Genomic DNA, 15716 nt, shown 5'->3' on the forward strand with positions numbered 1-15716 from the left:
ACGCACTAAAGTGGCTGTCATGACGGAACGCAGCGAATCCCTCGCTTTCTGGCCCGCGCCGCCCGCCCCCGGCGGGGTGGATGCGACCGTCACCGTGCCCGGGTCCAAGTCCCTCACCAATCGCGCGCTGATCCTGGCCTCGCTGGCCGCCGAACCCGGCTGGCTGCGCCGTCCCCTCCGTTCCCGCGACACCCTGCTGATGGCCGACGGCCTGCGCGCCCTGGGCATCGGCATCGAGGAGACCGTCTCCTCCAGCGCCACCGTCTCCGGCGCCCCCGGCCTGCACGGGGAGGCCTGGCGGGTGATCCCGGCCGCGCCCGCCGGACCCGCCGCCGTGGACGTCGGCAACGCCGGGACCGTGATGCGCTTCCTGCCGCCGCTGGCCGCGCTCGCCGAGGGCCCGGTCACCTTCGACGGCGATCCCCGCTCCCATGAACGCCCGCTGTCCGGCCTGATCGGCGCCCTGCGCGCGCTGGGCGCCCGGATCGACGACGGCGGGCGCGGCGCCCTGCCGCTGACCGTGCACGGCACCGGCACGGTGGACGGCGGCCCGGTCACCGTGGACGCCTCCGCCTCCTCCCAGTACATCAGCGCCCTGCTGCTCTCCGGCGCCCGCTACAACCAGGGCGTGGAGGTCCGGCACAGCGGCGGCCGGCTGCCCTCGCTGCCGCACATCCGGATGACGGTGGACCTGCTGCGCCGGGCCGGCGCCCAGGTGGACGCCCCGGAATCCGGCGGCGAGCCGGGCGTGTGGCGGGTGGCGCCGGGCGCGCTGCTCGGCCGCGATCTGGAGATCGAGCCGGATCTGTCCAACGCCCAGCCGTTCCTGGCCGCCGCGCTGGTGACCGGCGGCACGGTCACCGTCCCCGGCTGGCCCCGGCGCACCACCCAGCCCGGCGACCGGCTGCGGGAGATCTTCACCGCGATGGGCGGCACCTGCGTGCTGGACGAGCACGGGCTGACCCTGACCGGCGGCGGCCGGGTGCTGGGCATCGACGCCGACCTCGGCGACGTGGGGGAGCTGGCCCCGGGCATCGCCGCCGTGGCGGCGCTGGCCGAGGGCGAGTCGGTGCTGCGCGGCATCGGCCATCTCCGGCTGCACGAGACCGACCGGCTGGCCGCGCTGAGCCGGGAGCTCAACGCGCTGGGCGGCGAGGTCACCGAGACCGAGGACGGGCTGCGCATCCGGCCCCGCCCGCTGCACGGCGGCGTCTTCCACACCTACCAGGACCACCGGCTGGCCACCGCCGCGGCGGTGCTGGGCCTGGTGGTGAAGGACATCCTGGTGGAGAACGTGGCCACCACCGCCAAGACGCTCCCGGAGTTCCCGGAGCTGTGGCCGGAGATGCTCCGGGGCCCGGTGCCGGCCGCCCGTCCCGTGGCGAGAGCCTGACGGACCCGGCACGGCGGGCAGACGGTACCGATGCGGCGTTACGACAGGCGAAGCGACGAGGACGACATCCGGGTCCGCCCCGGACGGCGCGGCAGCAGGCCGCGCACCAGCCGGCGGCCGGCCTATGAGGACGCCGTCGAGGGCTTTGTGATCACCGTGGACCGCGGCCGGCTGACCTGCGTGGTCGACGGCCGCACGGTGACCGCGGTCAAGGCCAGGGAGCTGGGCCGCAAGGGCGTGGTGGTCGGCGACCGGGTGGCGCTGGTCGGCGATCTCTCCGGGGACCGGGACACCCTGGCCCGGATCGTCCGGGTCGAGGAGCGCCGCTCGGTGCTGCGCCGCACCGCCGACGACACCGATCCCTTCGAGCGGGTGGTGGTGGCCAACGCCGACCAGCTCGCCATCGTCACCGCGCTCGCCGACCCGCCGCCGCGGCCCCGGCTGATCGACCGCTGCCTGGTCGGCGCCTATGACGCCGGTCTGGACCCGCTGCTGATCCTCACCAAGTCCGATCTGGCCGCCCCGGACGCCCTGCTGGAGACCTACGCCCCGCTGGGCATGCGCCATGTGGTGACCAGCGTGGAGGAGCTGGCCGGGACGGGCGCGGCCAGGGTCCGCGAACTGCTGGACGACCGGGTCACCGTTCTGGTCGGCCACAGCGGGGTGGGCAAGACCACCCTGGTCAATGCGCTGGTGCCGCCGGAGCGCCGCCGCGCCACCGGAGAGGTCAACGTCGTCACCGGACGCGGCCGGCACACCACCACCTCGGCCCTGGCCCTGCCGCTGGCCGGTGCGGCGGGCTGGGTGATCGACACCCCGGGGGTGCGCTCCTTCGGCCTGAACCATGTGGACCCCGGGCGGGTCATCCTCGCCTTCCCGGATCTGGAGCCGGGGGCCCGGAACTGCCCGCGGGCGTGCAGCCACGACGAACCGGACTGCGCGCTGGACGACTGGGTGGCCCAGGGCCATGCCGAGCCCGCCCGCCTGGACTCGCTCCGTCGCCTGCTGGCCACCCGCGACCGCAAGGAAGGCGACTAGCCTTCCGGCCCCCTCCCCCCCCCGGCGGTCAGTCCTCGGCGGGGTGGTAGACGCAGATCAGCACCCCCGTCTTGGCTTCCCGGCAGGAGACCAGCTTGAGCTTGCGGAGCCGGCCGTCCTCGGGGAAGGCCCGCTTGCCGCCGCCGAGCAGCACCGGCTCGATCATCAGCCGGTACTCGTCCACCAGGCCCTCGGACAGCAGGGTGCGGACCAGGGAGGCGCTGCCGTAGATCTGGAGATCCCCGCCCTCCTGGGCCCGCAGCCGCTCCACCGTCTCCCGCAGCTCGCCGGGGCGCACCAGCCGGGAGTCCTGCCAGGCGGACAGATCCTGCTCCGTGAGGGTGCCGGAGACCACGTACTTGGGCAGGGCGTTGAGCCGGTCGGCGAACGGGTCGCCGGACTGCTGGGGCCAGGCGGCGGCGCTCACCTGCCAGGTGCGGCGCCCGAACATCATGGCCTGGGTGGACTGCATGGCCCGGTCGATCTCGGAGCCCATGACCTCCATGTCGAAATAGGGCATGGACCAGCCGCCGTGGGCGAAGCCGCCGTCGGTGTCCTCCTTCGGGCCGCCGGGGGCCTGCACCACGCCGTCCAGGCTCATGAACTCGCTCACCACAATGCGCATCGTCCGCTCCTCACAGGGTCTTCCGCGGGCGGCTGCCGTCCGCCGCCCGAACGAGAACCACGTTAGAGGCGGCCACTGACAACCGCCCGGCGGCGGCCGGCCGGGGGCCGCCCCGCGGGCTCCACGGCGGGGACGGCGAACGGCCGGAAGACCGGGCCGACCAGGGATCTCCACCGCGGGCAGTCCGGCAGCGGACGCCGCTCCAGAAAGGCGGTGACCGCCCGGCGGAACTCCGTGGCGTAGGGCAGGTTCGGGTGGATGACCGGCACCGGGCAGGCGTCGGCCGCCCCCGGCAGGTCCGGGCCGCCGGGCATCAGCGGCAGGTCGAAGACGCTGGCGACCCCGAGGGCGCGGACCCCGGGCGGCAGCGGCCGGGCGAGAGTCCGCCCGACGGCCCGGGGCCGGGCCAGCCACTCCCGGCCGAGCGGGGAGTCGGGCTCGAAGGCGGAAGTCCCGCCGGGCCGGGGCAGACCGGCCACCAGCCGTGCCACATCGGCGGCCGGCCGGGACCGGCCCGGCTCCCCCTGCGGCGGGTACGGCACCGGGTTCTGCGGGAACGGGCCGGTCAGCACGAGTTCCGACACCCCGGGCAGCCGGCCGTCCGCGGCGGCCTCCCAGGTGATCCACACCCCCTGGGAGTGGGTGGCCAGCGTCACCGGCCGGGGCAGGGAGGTGAGCTGGGCCTCAAGAAAGGTGATGAGCTCGGCGGTGGGGCGGAGGGTGTCCCCGGGGCCGTAGGGCGCGCCGCCGGTGGGCGGGCACATCGCCAGGTTGCGCGGCTGGCCGTCGCCCGGCCCGGCGTAGGAGTAGTAGAAGGTCTGCCCGCACCGGTAGCCGAGCGTGTGCGGGTCGATCTCCAGAATCGCCCCGAGGCCGGAGGCCGAGTCCACGCCGGACATCAGCATCAGGGAGCCGGGACGGGGCTCCTGCGGCTCAGGAGCGGTCGGCGGCCCGGCCGGCCCGGTCGCGGCGACCAGCGCCAGCGCCGCGATCCCGGCGGCCGGGACCGCGGCCACCAGCCGCCGGACGGCCCGCAGGCCCGGGTCGGCGCGCAGCGCACGGGCGGCCGCGAAGGTGAGCAGCGCCGAGACGGGAACCAGCAGCACCGGACCGGCCGGGCGGGTGACGTCGGCCACGGCGCCGATGACGGCCAGCGCCGCCAGACAGGCCCCGACCGTCCCCAGCCGCATCCCGTGCCGGGCGGCGGTCGCACAACCGCGGGCGAGCCGGGGCGGGGCGGCCCAGGGCACGGCCGCTGTCAGGGCGGTGACCAGCAGCACCGCGGCGGTCCCGGCCCAGAACAGCCCGTAGAAGAGCAGGGCGCCGGCGCCCAGCAGCAGCCCGGCGGCCGGCAGGGCGGCCGGCAGCACCGCGAGGTAGTAGCGGGCGGCGTACCGCAGCGCGGGTCCGCGCGCCCCGCCGAGCAGGAACGCCAGCACGGTGACGCGCAGCGCCAGGGCGGCGGCGAGTCCGGCGAGGAACTGCGGGTAACCGGAGGAGACCGCCATCAGCAGCCGCAGGTCGGCGATCAGGTCCAGCGGCGGCAGCGCCACCAGATGGACCAGTCCCGGCCAGCGGGGCAGGACACCGGCGGCGGCCAGTGCCGTGACCGCGGCGGTGAGCAGCACCAGCGCGCCCGGCCGCAGCGGGGGCACGGCCGCGGGCGCGGCCGCGGGCACGGGCCGGCTCACCGCGCGGTCACCGCAGCCGCTCCCAGCGGACCCGGTACCGGTCGCCGTACTCCGCCAGAAAGGCGTCGAGCTGGGACAGGGCCAGCGGCGCGGGCATCGGGCGGCGGGCGGGAAGGCGCCGCAGGGCGCGGTGATAGCGGGCGTACTGGGCGAAGTCCAGGGGGTACTTGGCGGGCTCCCCGCCGAGCCACTCGCCCCGCCTCCCGGCCCGGGCGAGCAGGCTCCGCCACTGGTCCGCGCCGGCGACGCCGACCGACTCGACACCGTGGTTGAAGAGCATCAGACAGATCTCGCCGAAGGGGCCCGCCCGGTCCAGGTACCCGCTCGCCGCCCGCAGCGCCGGTTCGGTGTTGAACTCGGTCCACAGCGGCGTCGATCCGGTGCGCAGCGTCCACCACGGCTCCAGCACGATGAAGCTCTCGATCAGCAGCCGGTCCGCCGGGATGCCCCGCAGCCCGTACCACCACCGGTACAGATCGGCGACCAGCGGGCTGATGGCCTGCGGCTCGGGGAAGCGGACCCGCACCACCCGGTGGCCGTGCCGCCGTGCCGTGCGCTCGATGTCGTCCAGCAGGGCGGGCTCGAATCCCCACTCCGCCTCGGGGCTGCGCCCGTCGGGCTCCGGGCCCTCCCAGCGGCGGCGGTGCGAGCCGTACCGCCGCAGATAGCCGGCCACCCGCGGGCCGCCGCGGTGGAACTCCTCCTCGGTGGCGCCGCCCACCGCGCCGTGCTGGAACACATGGCGGTCGGCCACCCGGCGGGTGGGCCAGGTCCGCTCGCAGTCGATGACGAAGACGGTGCCGCCGCTCTCCAGCCGTTCGGCGAGGAACCGTTCGTAGTCGGGTCCCAGCCGCAGCCGCTTGACCCGGAAGTAGGCCATGGTCCGGGCCATCAGCCGGTCCTGGCTGGCGTCGTGCATATGGTGCAGTTGCAGGTCGGGATTGGCCGCCAGCAGGGTCCGGGCGGGTTCCAGGCCGGCGCGCAGCGCCTCCGCCGGCTCGTCGGGATGGACCCGCCACCGCACCGGTACCAGGAAGGTCTGCGGCAGCCAGGGCATGCCGAGCGCGGCGCACAGATGGACCACCGCGCCGTTGGCGGAGCCGATGGCGAGTGCCGGATAGCGCCGCGGCGGGTACTGGCGGGCGGCCCAGCCGGAGAGTTCCCCGGCGTCCAGGCGGGCCAGCCTGCGCTGCGGGACGGTGCCCGCCCAGCCGGTCAGGATGTACACGGTCTCCCGCAGCCGGCGCGGCAGCGTGTTCACCAGCGTGGCGGGGCGCTGCAGCACGGGCGGGAAGCCCAGGGCCGGGAAGTCCCGGCCGGCCAGGAAGGCGGCGGTGGCCCGCACCATCGCGGTCGCGGAGTCGAAGCCCGCCAGAAAGGCGGGGGTGCGGCTGCCGGTCCTCATCGGTCCTCCTCCGCGTGCCCCAGGTGCTCCCGGAGGAACGGCCCGGCGACCGCGGCGAGCGCGGCGGGGTCCTCGTGCACCATGGCGTGCCGGGCCCCGTCCAGCTCCGCCGTCCGGCCCCGGGGCGCCAGGGCGGCGGCCCGGGACGCCCACGCCCGGGAGACAAGGGGATCGGCCGTGCCCCGTACCACCAGGACCGGGGCCGTGACCCGCGGCAGCTTGTCCTCGATGGCGTCGTGCAGCGCGTACCGCAGGGTGGGCAGCGGGCGGAGCGGTCCGGCGCGCAGGTAGTCGGCGGCCAGGATGCGGCGCAGCGGCCAGGACTGGGTGCGGGTCTCCCGCAGCCAGCCGCGCAGCAGCCCGGCGGCCGAGCGCATGCCGGGGTCGAGCGTCGGAGAGGTGAGCACCAGGGCCCGGACCGCCTCCGGGTACCGGGCCGCGAGATCGGCGGCGATCTGGCAGCCGAAGGAGTTGGCCAGCAGGCCCCCGCCCTCGGCGTCCACGGCGTGCAGCCATCCCCGCAGGCTGTCGGCCAGCCCGGGGACGGACAGCGCGCGCCGGGGATTTCCGCTGCGCCCGAAGCCGGGCGGGTCCGGCGCGTACAGCCGGAACGGTCCGGCCAGCCGCTCGGCGGTGGGTGTCAGGTAGCGGCCGGACACCGCGAACCCGGGAACCAGCACCACCGCCGGGGCCTGCCCGGCCGCCGCCGGGGAGGCGGGCCAGCACCGGGCGGAGATGTGCACCCCGCCGCAGCTGAGCCGGAGGTGCGCGCACGGGGAGCCGGCCATGCGGTTCACCCGGTTCCGGCCGCGGATCGCTGATTCAGCATATTGACGACATTACGCACGAAATGGGGCGCGCCGCGACAGTGAAACGGGGTGTCCCGGGCGCCCGCCGCTCAGGCCGCGGCGGGCGCCACGACATGCGAGAGGGCGAGCCGCAGCGCGGTCTCGCAGCGGTGCGGCAGGGCCTCGTCCGAGCTGCCGTGCGGGCCGGACAGGGTCCGGACGGCCCGGTCCCGCAGCTGTGCCAGCAGGCTGCCCGGATCGGGCGGCGGCCCCGGCACCCCGGGACAGCGGCAGCCGGTCAGCGAGGCACGCACCAGCCGGTCCCCGCGGGCCGCGATCACCATCCAGTCCGCGGCGGCGGCCAGCGCCTCCTCGTCGCTGGTGCGTTCGTCGTGCCGCAGATGCTCCTCCAGGCCGCGCAGCAGTCCGCGCACGCACTGCTCCATCAGCGCCGCGCCGAGCCCCGCCTTGTCCCCGAACTCGTTGTAGAGCGTCTGCCGGGAGACCCCGGCCGCGGCGGCCACATCGACCATCCGCACCCCTTGCCAGGGCCGGGCGTGCACGGCGGCCCGGGCGGCTTTCAGCAGCGACTCTCGCGCGGTGGGCATCGGCGCCTCCGTCGGCGGCACAGCGGCTATGGCAGCGGCAATGGCCTGGTGAGGCACAGAATTGACGCGGTGCGGAAGGGTGTCAAGACGCCCTGCGGAGCCCTGCCGGGCCGTCCCGCCCGCCGCACCCGCCCCGGGCGCCCCGCCGCCCTGCCGGGCGGGTCCGGACGGCTGTGGTTGCCCCGGCCGGCCGGCGGCTACTGTGGCGGGCATGCCGGACTACCACGATGATCTGCGCCTCGCCCATGTGCTGGCGGACGCCGCCGACGCCGCCACCATGGAGCGGTTCCGGGCGCTCGACCTGAAGGTCGAGACCAAGCCGGACATGACCCCGGTCAGCGAGGCGGACAAGGCCGCCGAGGAACTGATCCGCTCCTCGCTGGCCCGGGCCCGGCCCCGGGACGCGGTGCTCGGCGAGGAGTACGGCAGCGAGGGCCGGGGGCCGCGCCGGTGGATCATCGACCCGATCGACGGCACCAAGAACTATGTGCGCGGCGTCCCGGTGTGGGCCACTCTGATCGCGCTGATGGAGCGCGGGCCGGGCGGCGACCGGCCGGTGGTGGGGGTGGTGTCCGCGCCCGCGCTGGGCCGGCGCTGGTGGGCGGCGCTGGGCTCGGGCGCGTACAGCGGACGCAGCCTGTCCTCGGCCACCCGGCTGCGGGTGTCCGGGGTGTCCCGGCTGGCGGACGCCTCCTTCGCGTACTCCTCGCTGACCGGCTGGGAGGAGCGCGGCCGGCTGCCGGACTTTCTGCGGCTGACCCGGGAGGTGTGGCGCACCCGCGCCTACGGCGACTTCTGGCCGTACATGATGGTCGCCGAGGGTTCGGTGGACATCTGCGCCGAGCCGGAGCTGTCCATGTGGGACATGGCGGCGAACGCGGTCATCGTCCAGGAGGCGGGCGGCCGGTTCACCGGCCTGGACGGCCGGGAGGGTGTGCACGGCGGCAATGCCGCGGCGTCCAACGGTCTGCTCCATGCCGACCTGCTGGGCCATCTGGGCGACTGAGCACCCCGCGCGGCCCCGCTCCGCCGGGAGGCTGCGCGGGTGGTGCGGGCGGGGCGGGCGCGCCCCGAATTCGTCGCGGCTGCCGCCCGCCGCACTCTTGTTGGCGGCGCATGCACGTGTGAGCATGAGTATCCCCCCGCTTGTGACTTTGTGAATGCTTTCTCCAGCCCCCGGGAGGCGGCATTCACCAGGAGGTGGTCACCCCGTGCTTGTCCGCGACGCCATGAGCACCATCGTTCTCACCATCGGCCCCGACCACACGCTGCGTCAGGCCGCCCGGCTGATGTCCGGCCGCAAGGTCGGCGCGGCCGTGGTGCACGACCCCGACACCGCCGGAATCGGCATCATCACGGAACGGGACATCCTGCGCTCGGTGGGCGCCGGCCAGGACCCGGACCGCGAGCGGGCCGGCGCCCACACCACCACCGATGTGGTGTTCGCCGCGCCCACCTGGACCCTGGCCGATGCCGCCGCGGCGATGACCGCCGGCGGCTTCCGCCACCTGATCGTGCTGGACGACAAGGCCCCCGCCGGACCGGTGGGCATCGTCTCGGTGCGCGACATCATCAGTTGCTGGACCCCCGTACTCAGCACCGTGGGCTGAACCCCCGCAGCGGCGCACGGGCCGGGCCCGGCCGGATCCGTGATCCGGATCCGGCCGGGCCCGGCCGCGGGTGAATCCCCGGTCGGCGGCGCCCCGCGGCAGCCGGCCGGCCGGTCAGCCGCGCAGGGCCTGGACCGCGGCCTCCAGCCGCTTGCCGTAGTTCTCGTCGGCCCGGCGGAAGTTGGCGATCGCCCGGTCGATGATGTCCTCCCGGGAGACCTGGGAGAGCGAGCCGGCCAGGTTCTCGATCAGGCGCTCCTTCTCCTCCTCCGGCATCAGCCGGTAGAGCATGCCCGCCTGGACGAAGTCGTCGTCCTCGGCGTGCGCCGGTGCGGCGTGCGTCCCGGTCACCCCGCCGACCTCGGTGCCCGTCCACAGCGCCGCGCCGGTCTGGAAGGGGCCGCCGAAGCTGTTGGGCTCGTAGTTCTTCGCGCCGCGGTGCCGGCCGTCGTACAGCAGGCCGTCCCGGCCGTGGCTGCGCGCCTCGGTGGCGTGCGGGCGGTTCACCGGGAGCTGGTCGGCGTTGACGCCGACCCGGTAGCGGTGGGCGTCGCCGTAGGCGAACAGCCGGCCCTGGAGCATCTTGTCCGGGGACGGGCCGATGCCCGGCACCAGGTGGTGCGGGGAGAAGACGGACTGCTCCACCTCGGCGAAGATGTTCTCCGGATTGCGGTTCAGCTCCAGCCGCCCGATGGTGATCCGCGGATAGTCCTCGTTCGGCCAGACCTTGGTCAGGTCGAACGGGTTGAAGCGGTAGCCGGCCGCCTCGGCGACGGGCATGAGCTGCACCTGCACCGTCCAGACCGGGTACTCGCCGCGCTCGATCGCCTCGCGCAGATCCCGCTGGTGGCTGTCGGGGTCCTTGCCCGCCAGCGCGTCCGCCTCCGCCTGGGTCAGGTTCCTGATGCCCTGCTCGGTCTTGAAGTGGTACTTGACCCAGAACGCCTCGCCCTCGGCGTTGGTCCACTGGAAGGTGTGCGAGCCGAAGCCGTCCATGTGGCGGTAGCTCGCCGGGATGCCGCGGTCGCCGAACAGCCAGGTCACCTGGTGGGTGGACTCCGGGCTCAGGCTCCAGAAGTCCCAGACGTTGTCCGGCTCCTGGGAGCCGGTGTACGGGTCCCGCTTCTGGGTGTGGATGAAGTCGGGGAACTTCAGCGGGTCCTTGATGAAGAACACCGGGGTGTTGTTGCCGACGAGGTCGTAGTTGCCCTCCTCGGTGTAGAACTTCACCGCGAAGCCGCGCGGGTCGCGGACCGCGTCGGCCGCGCCGAGGCTGCCGGCCACGGTGGAGAAGCGCAGGAAGACCTCGGTCTCCTTGCCGATCCCGGACAGGAACTTCGCCCGCGTGTACCTGGTCACATCGGCGGTGACGGTGAAGGTGCCGTAGGCGCCGGCGCCGCGCGCGTGCACCACCCGCTCCGGGATGCGTTCCCGGTTGAAGTGGGCCAGCTTCTCGATCAGCAACTGGTCCTGGATCAGGACCGGGCCGCCGGCGCCGGCGGTCTGGCTGTTCTGGTTGTCCGCGACCGGGGCACCGGCCTCCGTGGTCAGCGGCCCCGCTGTGAACTGGTCGGTCATCTGCCTGTACGCCCTTCGGGTCTGTGCTCGTCGGCTGCCGGCCGGCGCGGTGCACCGCTGTGGTGCGGGGCCCTCGGCCGTGGCCGAAGCCGATCCTATATTGGACATTGTCCAAGTCAAGAATCATCAGAGTTCTGAATATGATCGAGAACTGCATCACATCGATCCGAACAGGGGCTCGGTTAGAGTGGTGGCCATGAGTGACTTGCTGGAGCGACTCCGCGCCCGCGGCTGGCGGCTCACCGCCCAGCGGCGGGTCATCGCCGAGGTGCTGGCCGGCGAGCATGTGCACTACACGGCGGACGAGGTGCACGCGCTCGCCGCCGGCCGGCTGCCCGAGATCTCCCGGGCCTCGGTCTACAACACCCTGGGCGAGCTGGTGGCGCTCGGTGAGGTGCGGGAGGTCACCACCGACGGCCGGGCCAAGCGGTACGACCCCAATGTGGCCGAGAGCCACCAGCATCTGGTGTGCTCGGGCTGCGGCGCGATCCGGGACGTGCGGCTGAGCGGCGATCCGCTGGCCGTGCTGCCCGAGGAGGAGCGCTACGGCTTCACCGTCTCGGAGGTGGCGGTCACCTACTACGGCCGCTGCCCGGACTGCGCCGCCGCCTGAGCCGGGCGCCGCCGCGCTCCGGGAAACCGATTTGGCGCCGGCCGAGGCGGCGGGTTAGGCTGGAGTCACAACGACGCGGGGTGGAGCAGCTCGGTAGCTCGCTGGGCTCATAACCCAGAGGTCGCAGGTTCAAATCCTGTCCCCGCTACTGAAGACGAGGGCCCGGATCCCACAGGGATCCGGGCCCTCGTGCTTGTGCTGGTAGTGACCGGGGAGTAGCCTCTCGCTGAGCAAGCGCTTAGATATGAGGGAGGCCCGCAGTGCGCCGTAAGGTGTTCAACGAGGACCACGAGGCGTTCCGGCAGATGTTCCGGGAGTTCGTCGCCACCGAGGTGGTGCCGGTCTACGGCGAGTGGGAGGCCGCCGGCCGGGTCCCCCGCGAGTTCTACAAGAAGCTGGGCGAGCTGGGCATCTTCGGCATCGAGGTTCCCGAGGAGTACGGCGGCGCCGGGCAGAAGTCCTACAAGTACCAGGCCGTGCTCACCGAGGAGCTCAGCCTGGCCGGAGTCAGCTTCGGCGGCTCCTCCGTGCACGTCGGCCTGTGCCTGCCCTATCTGATGGCCTACTGCACCGAGGAGCAGAAGCGCCGCTGGCTGCCGCCCTTTGTCACCGGCGACATGATGTTCGCCATCGCCATGACCGAACCGGGCACCGGTTCCGACCTGGCCGGCATGCAGACCACGGCCAAGCTGTCGGCGGACGGCACCCACTATGTGCTCAACGGCGCCAAGACCTTCATCACCGGCGGGGTGCAGGCCGACCGGGTGCTGGTCTGCGCCCGCACCTCCCCGCCCGACCCGGCCGACCGGCGCGGCGGCATCACCATCCTGGCGGTGGACACGGCCAGCGAGGGCTACTCGGTGGGCCGCAAGCTGGACAAGATGGGCCTGCTCGCCTCGGACACCGGCGAGCTGTTCTTCTCCGATGTCAAGGTGCCGGTGACGGACCGGCTCGGCGAGGAGGGCCGGGCGTTCGAGTACCTCACCCACAACCTGCCGCAGGAGCGGCTGGGCATCGCCATGTACGCCTATGCCCAGGCGCTGGCCGCGGTCTCCTTCGCCCGCGACTACGTCAGGCAGCGGATCGTCTTCGGCCGGCCGGTGGCCGCCTTCCAGAACACCAAGTTCGTGCTGGCCGACTGCCAGACGGATGTGATCGCCATGCAGTCGCTGATCGACAAGGCGCTGGACGCGCACGACGAGAAGGACCTGACCGCGTCCGACGCCGCCGCCGTCAAGCTGTTCTGCACCGAGCGCTCGGCAGTGGTCATCGACAAGTGCCTCCAGCTGCACGGCGGCTACGGCTATATGCGGGAGTACCCGATATCCCGGCTGTACGTGGACAACCGGGTGACCCGGATCTACGGCGGCACCAGCGAGGTCATGCGCTCCATCGTCTCCAAGTCGATGGACCTGTGAGCCGGACCTGTGAGCCGCGGCTCCGCGGCCATCGGGTAGAACTTGTTCTATGAACGAGACCCTGCACTACCTGCTCGATCTGCTCGACCTGGAGCGGATCGAGCAGGACATCTTCCGGGGCGACAGCCACGCCTCGGTCATTCCCCGGGTGTTCGGCGGGCAGGTGGCCGCCCAGGCGCTGGTGGCCGCCTGCCGGACCGTGCCCGAGGACCGGCCGCCGCATTCGCTGCACTCCTACTTCCTGCGCCCCGGCGACCCCGGCGCGCCCATCGTCTACACCGTGGACCGGATCCGCGACGGGCGCTCGTTCACCACCCGCCGGGTGGTGGCGGTCCAGCACGGCCAGCCGATCTTCCATCTCTCCGCGTCCTTCCAGGCCCATGAGGAGGGGCTGGAGCACCAGGAGCCGATGCCGGCCGCGCCGGATCCGGAGACGCTGCCGCGGGCCGAGGAGCTGATGCCCAAGTACCGGCATCTGTTCTTCCACGAGGACGTGGCCCGGCTGGTGCTGGAGGCCCGGCGCGCGATCGATCTGCGCTATGTGGCGGAGCCGCCGTTCGCCACCAAGGGCGAGCCGCGCGAGCCGCGCTCCCAGGTGTGGTTCCGCACCAACGGGCGGGTCACCGGCGGGCACGACAACCCGGCCGTGCACATCTGCCTGGCCACCTACGTCTCGGACATGACGCTGCTGGACTCGGTGCTGATGGCGCACGGCCGCGGCGGCTGGACCACCGGCGATGTGGTCGGCGCCAGCCTGGACCACGCCATGTGGTTCCACCGTCCGCTGCGCGCCGACGAGTGGCTGCTCTACGACACCGAGTCGCCGACCTCGCAGAACGGCCGCGGCCTGGCCCGGGGCCGGATCTTCACCCGGGACGGCAAGCTGGCCGTCTCCGTCATCCAGGAGGGAGTGGTCCGCGTTCCCCGCGGCGCGTCCTGAGCCCGGCGGCCCGCGGGGGCGGCCCGCGCGGGCGGTGTCAGGCGGTCAGGCCGGCCGCGGCGAGCAGATAGGCGGTCATCGGCTCGTAGAAGCGGGCGTTGACGACATGGTCGTCCAGCGGGACGCAGACGGCGAGGGTGCCCTCGGCCTCGGCCAGGAACAGCGCCGGGTCGTTGGAGTCCGCGAAGCCGACCGTGGCGATGCCGCGCTGTGCCGCGCAGCCCGCCCAGCCGTGATCGGCCACCACCAGCTCCGGCAGCTCCTCGCCCTCCTGCGGCAGGGCGTCGAGGATCTCCGCCATCGGTGCGGGGGAGTGGGTGTGCCACAGGCCGGCCCCGCGCTCGTACACGGCCACCCCCGCCATCTGGGTCACCACGCCGTCGTCCGCGGTGAGCCCCAGCGGCACCCGCACCAGCTCGCAGCCGGCCGCCCGCAGCGCCGCCGCGACCTGCGCGTGCACATCCAGCAGCCCGCCCGGGTGGCCGGTCGCCAGCAGTACCCGCTGCCTGTCGTCGGCGGCCTTGCGCAGCATCACCGCCGCCCGGTCCAGGGCGGCCACGGTCAGCTCCGGGTCGATGGTGTCCTGGCCCGAGCGGTGCGCCGGGTCGTCGCTCACCCCGCAGCGCTCGCTCATCACGGCCAGCACGTCCTGCTCGTCCGCCCAGCGCTCGCCGAGCTCCAGGCCGAACCAGTAGTAGCGGTTCCCGTTGGCCAGTTCGCGGTAGTGCGCCAGATTGTTTTCCCGCGGTGTCGCGACATCTCCCGCGATCCGGGTCCTGACCAGGTGGTTGATGAGGTCGGTGCGATGGGGTGTGGCGCTCTCCGGATCGTCCATGACGTTCATTGTGGCCCGCGGCCGGGGGCGGCACTACGCGGAGTCCAAAACGTGATCCGGGACCGTGCGGAATGGAGCGCTCCGCTTTGTCGCAGGTCACCGTTACCCTCGGCCGGATGAGCACCCATCGTGAGCCCTCCGGCGCGGCGATCCCGCGCGGCCCCGTCGACTCCTCCCGCGTCCCCCGCTACGCCGGGCCGGCGACCTTTGCCCGGCTGCCCCGGCTGGACGAGGTCGGCACCGCCGATGTCGCCGTCCTCGGGGTGCCCTTCGACAGCGGGGTGTCCTACCGGCCCGGCGCCCGGTTCGGCGGCAACGCGATACGCGAGGCGTCCCGGCTGCTGCGTCCCTACAACCCGGCGCAGGACGCCGCTCCGTTCGCCCTGGCGCAGGTGGCCGACGCGGGCGATGTGGTCGCCAATCCGTTCGACATCGGCGAGGCCGTGCGGATGGTGGAGGCCGCGGCCGGGGAACTGCTGGACACCGGTACCCGGCTGATGACCCTGGGCGGTGACCACACCATCGCGCTGCCGCTGCTGCGTGCGGTGGCCCGCCGCCACGGTCCGGTGGCGCTGCTGCACTTCGACGCCCACCTGGACACCTGGGACACCTACTTCGGCGCCGGGTACACCCACGGCACCCCGTTCCGGCGCGCCGTGGAGGAGGGCATCCTGGACACCTCGGCGCTCTCCCATGTCGGCATCCGCGGTCCGCTCTACGGCCCCCGCGATCTGGACGACGACCGCAAGATGGGCTTCGGGATCATCACCGCCGCCGATGTGCTGCGCCGCGGGGTGGACGAGGTGGCGCAGCAGCTGCGGGAACGGATAGGCGGCCGGCCGCTGTACATCTCGGTCGACATCGATGTGCTGGACCCGGCGCACGCCCCGGGCACCGGCACCCCGGAGGCCGGCGGGCTCACCTCCCGGGAGCTGCTGGAGATCCTGCGGGGGCTGGCGGACTGCCGGCTGGTCTCCGCGGATGTGGTGGAAGTCTCGCCGCCATACGATCACGCCGAGATCACCGCGGTGGCCGCCTCGCACACCGCCTACGAGCTGACCACCCTGATGTCCCGGCAGGTCGCCGGGGAGCGCGCCGCCCGCTGAGCGGCCGGGGGCGGGCAGCGGCGGGTGTCCGATATGCGGTGCCGGAAAAAAGTCCGGTCCGGAGGGTT

The 15716-nt window shown here is 73.7% G+C and carries 15 protein-coding genes and 1 tRNA gene; 9 read left to right on the forward strand and 7 right to left on the reverse strand.

All coding sequences use genetic code 11. The features are described from left to right. Positions 1 to 19 precede the first annotated feature (19 nt). Positions 20 to 1393 carry a 3-phosphoshikimate 1-carboxyvinyltransferase gene (aroA, locus tag BM242_RS02790; protein WP_093836955.1) on the forward strand — a complete coding sequence of 458 codons (1374 nt, stop codon included), beginning with the start codon at positions 20 to 22 and terminating at the stop codon, positions 1391 to 1393. A gap of 30 nt (positions 1394 to 1423) precedes the next feature. Continuing rightward, positions 1424 to 2431, forward strand: coding sequence for a ribosome small subunit-dependent GTPase A (rsgA, locus tag BM242_RS02795; RefSeq protein WP_093836956.1), 1008 nt, complete (start codon positions 1424 to 1426; stop codon positions 2429 to 2431). A 28-nt stretch (positions 2432 to 2459) separates the two neighbouring features. Here the strand turns inward: rsgA and BM242_RS02800 are convergent, their stop codons facing one another. The 5 genes from BM242_RS02800 to BM242_RS02820 form a co-directional block, all read right to left on the reverse strand. Further along, positions 2460 to 3056, reverse strand: coding sequence for a dihydrofolate reductase family protein (locus BM242_RS02800; protein ID WP_093836957.1), 597 nt, complete (start codon positions 3054 to 3056; stop codon positions 2460 to 2462). Between the two features lie 62 nt (positions 3057 to 3118). After that, the gene (locus BM242_RS02805) at positions 3119 to 4747 is read right to left on the reverse strand and encodes a hypothetical protein (RefSeq protein ID WP_139238242.1); all 1629 of its coding nucleotides are present in this window, start codon (positions 4745 to 4747) and stop codon (positions 3119 to 3121) included. Positions 4748 to 4754: 7 nt separating this feature from the next. Then, on the reverse strand, positions 4755 to 6152 hold the full coding sequence (locus BM242_RS02810) for a hypothetical protein (protein ID WP_093836959.1): 1398 nt from the start codon (positions 6150 to 6152) through the stop codon (positions 4755 to 4757). After that, positions 6149 to 6940, reverse strand: a complete 792-nt coding sequence (locus BM242_RS02815; protein WP_139238243.1) for an alpha/beta fold hydrolase — start codon at positions 6938 to 6940, stop codon at positions 6149 to 6151. Before BM242_RS02815 ends, BM242_RS02810 begins: the two co-directional genes overlap by 4 nt. A gap of 110 nt (positions 6941 to 7050) precedes the next feature. Further along, positions 7051 to 7548, reverse strand: coding sequence for a TetR/AcrR family transcriptional regulator (locus BM242_RS02820; protein ID WP_093836961.1), 498 nt, complete (start codon positions 7546 to 7548; stop codon positions 7051 to 7053). 211 nt (positions 7549 to 7759) lie between these two features. On the opposite strand from BM242_RS02820, the gene hisN reads away from it, so the two are divergent. Together hisN and BM242_RS02830 are read left to right on the forward strand one after the other, a co-directional pair. After that, positions 7760 to 8554 carry a histidinol-phosphatase gene (hisN, locus tag BM242_RS02825; RefSeq protein WP_093836962.1) on the forward strand — a complete coding sequence of 265 codons (795 nt, stop codon included), beginning with the start codon at positions 7760 to 7762 and terminating at the stop codon, positions 8552 to 8554. A gap of 205 nt (positions 8555 to 8759) precedes the next feature. After that, the gene (locus BM242_RS02830) at positions 8760 to 9158 is read left to right on the forward strand and encodes a CBS domain-containing protein (protein ID WP_093836963.1); all 399 of its coding nucleotides are present in this window, start codon (positions 8760 to 8762) and stop codon (positions 9156 to 9158) included. A gap of 114 nt (positions 9159 to 9272) precedes the next feature. Here BM242_RS02830 and BM242_RS02835 read toward each other — a convergent pair whose 3' ends face one another. Further along, a complete protein-coding gene (locus tag BM242_RS02835; RefSeq protein WP_093836964.1) occupies positions 9273 to 10736 on the reverse strand; it encodes a catalase in 1464 nt (487 codons plus the stop codon). 196 nt (positions 10737 to 10932) lie between these two features. On the opposite strand from BM242_RS02835, the gene BM242_RS02840 reads away from it, so the two are divergent. From BM242_RS02840 to tesB, 4 genes are all read left to right on the forward strand, one after another. After that, the gene (locus BM242_RS02840) at positions 10933 to 11349 is read left to right on the forward strand and encodes a Fur family transcriptional regulator (protein ID WP_093836965.1); all 417 of its coding nucleotides are present in this window, start codon (positions 10933 to 10935) and stop codon (positions 11347 to 11349) included. 74 nt (positions 11350 to 11423) lie between these two features. Then, positions 11424 to 11497, forward strand: a tRNA-Met gene (locus tag BM242_RS02845). A 112-nt stretch (positions 11498 to 11609) separates the two neighbouring features. Continuing rightward, positions 11610 to 12767, forward strand: coding sequence for an acyl-CoA dehydrogenase family protein (locus BM242_RS02850; protein WP_093836966.1), 1158 nt, complete (start codon positions 11610 to 11612; stop codon positions 12765 to 12767). A gap of 49 nt (positions 12768 to 12816) precedes the next feature. Continuing rightward, a complete protein-coding gene (gene tesB, locus BM242_RS02855) occupies positions 12817 to 13707 on the forward strand; it encodes an acyl-CoA thioesterase II (protein ID WP_093836967.1) in 891 nt (296 codons plus the stop codon). A 37-nt stretch (positions 13708 to 13744) separates the two neighbouring features. Here the strand turns inward: tesB and BM242_RS02860 are convergent, their stop codons facing one another. After that, positions 13745 to 14542: a phosphatase gene (locus BM242_RS02860; protein WP_093836968.1), complete on the reverse strand. Its 798-nt coding sequence runs from the start codon at positions 14540 to 14542 to the stop codon at positions 13745 to 13747. A 116-nt stretch (positions 14543 to 14658) separates the two neighbouring features. Between BM242_RS02860 and speB the strand changes: the two genes are divergently transcribed. Beyond that, a complete protein-coding gene (speB, locus tag BM242_RS02865; RefSeq protein WP_093836969.1) occupies positions 14659 to 15648 on the forward strand; it encodes an agmatinase in 990 nt (329 codons plus the stop codon). Positions 15649 to 15716 lie beyond the last annotated feature (68 nt).

Origin of the sequence: Streptomyces aidingensis, from assembly GCF_900112355.1 — a bacterium.
GTDB classification, from domain to species: domain Bacteria; phylum Actinomycetota; class Actinomycetes; order Streptomycetales; family Streptomycetaceae; genus Streptomyces; species Streptomyces aidingensis.

Excerpts from the sequence above, each read along its gene's own strand:
- aroA (WP_093836955.1), top strand. The coding sequence starts at position 20 with ATGACGGAACGCAGCGAATCCCTCGCTTTCTGGCCCGCGCCGCCCGCC.
- rsgA (WP_093836956.1), top strand. The coding sequence starts at position 1,424 with ATGCGGCGTTACGACAGGCGAAGCGACGAGGACGACATCCGGGTCCGC.
- BM242_RS02800 (WP_093836957.1), bottom strand. The coding sequence starts at position 3,056 with ATGCGCATTGTGGTGAGCGAGTTCATGAGCCTGGACGGCGTGGTGCAG.
- BM242_RS02810 (WP_093836959.1), bottom strand. The coding sequence starts at position 6,152 with ATGAGGACCGGCAGCCGCACCCCCGCCTTTCTGGCGGGCTTCGACTCC.
- BM242_RS02815 (WP_139238243.1), bottom strand. The coding sequence starts at position 6,940 with ATGGCCGGCTCCCCGTGCGCGCACCTCCGGCTCAGCTGCGGCGGGGTG.
- BM242_RS02820 (WP_093836961.1), bottom strand. The coding sequence starts at position 7,548 with ATGCCCACCGCGCGAGAGTCGCTGCTGAAAGCCGCCCGGGCCGCCGTG.
- hisN (WP_093836962.1), top strand. The coding sequence starts at position 7,760 with ATGCCGGACTACCACGATGATCTGCGCCTCGCCCATGTGCTGGCGGAC.
- BM242_RS02835 (WP_093836964.1), bottom strand. The coding sequence starts at position 10,736 with ATGACCGACCAGTTCACAGCGGGGCCGCTGACCACGGAGGCCGGTGCC.
- BM242_RS02840 (WP_093836965.1), top strand. The coding sequence starts at position 10,933 with ATGAGTGACTTGCTGGAGCGACTCCGCGCCCGCGGCTGGCGGCTCACC.
- tesB (WP_093836967.1), top strand. The coding sequence starts at position 12,817 with ATGAACGAGACCCTGCACTACCTGCTCGATCTGCTCGACCTGGAGCGG.
- BM242_RS02860 (WP_093836968.1), bottom strand. The coding sequence starts at position 14,542 with ATGGACGATCCGGAGAGCGCCACACCCCATCGCACCGACCTCATCAAC.
- speB (WP_093836969.1), top strand. The coding sequence starts at position 14,659 with ATGAGCACCCATCGTGAGCCCTCCGGCGCGGCGATCCCGCGCGGCCCC.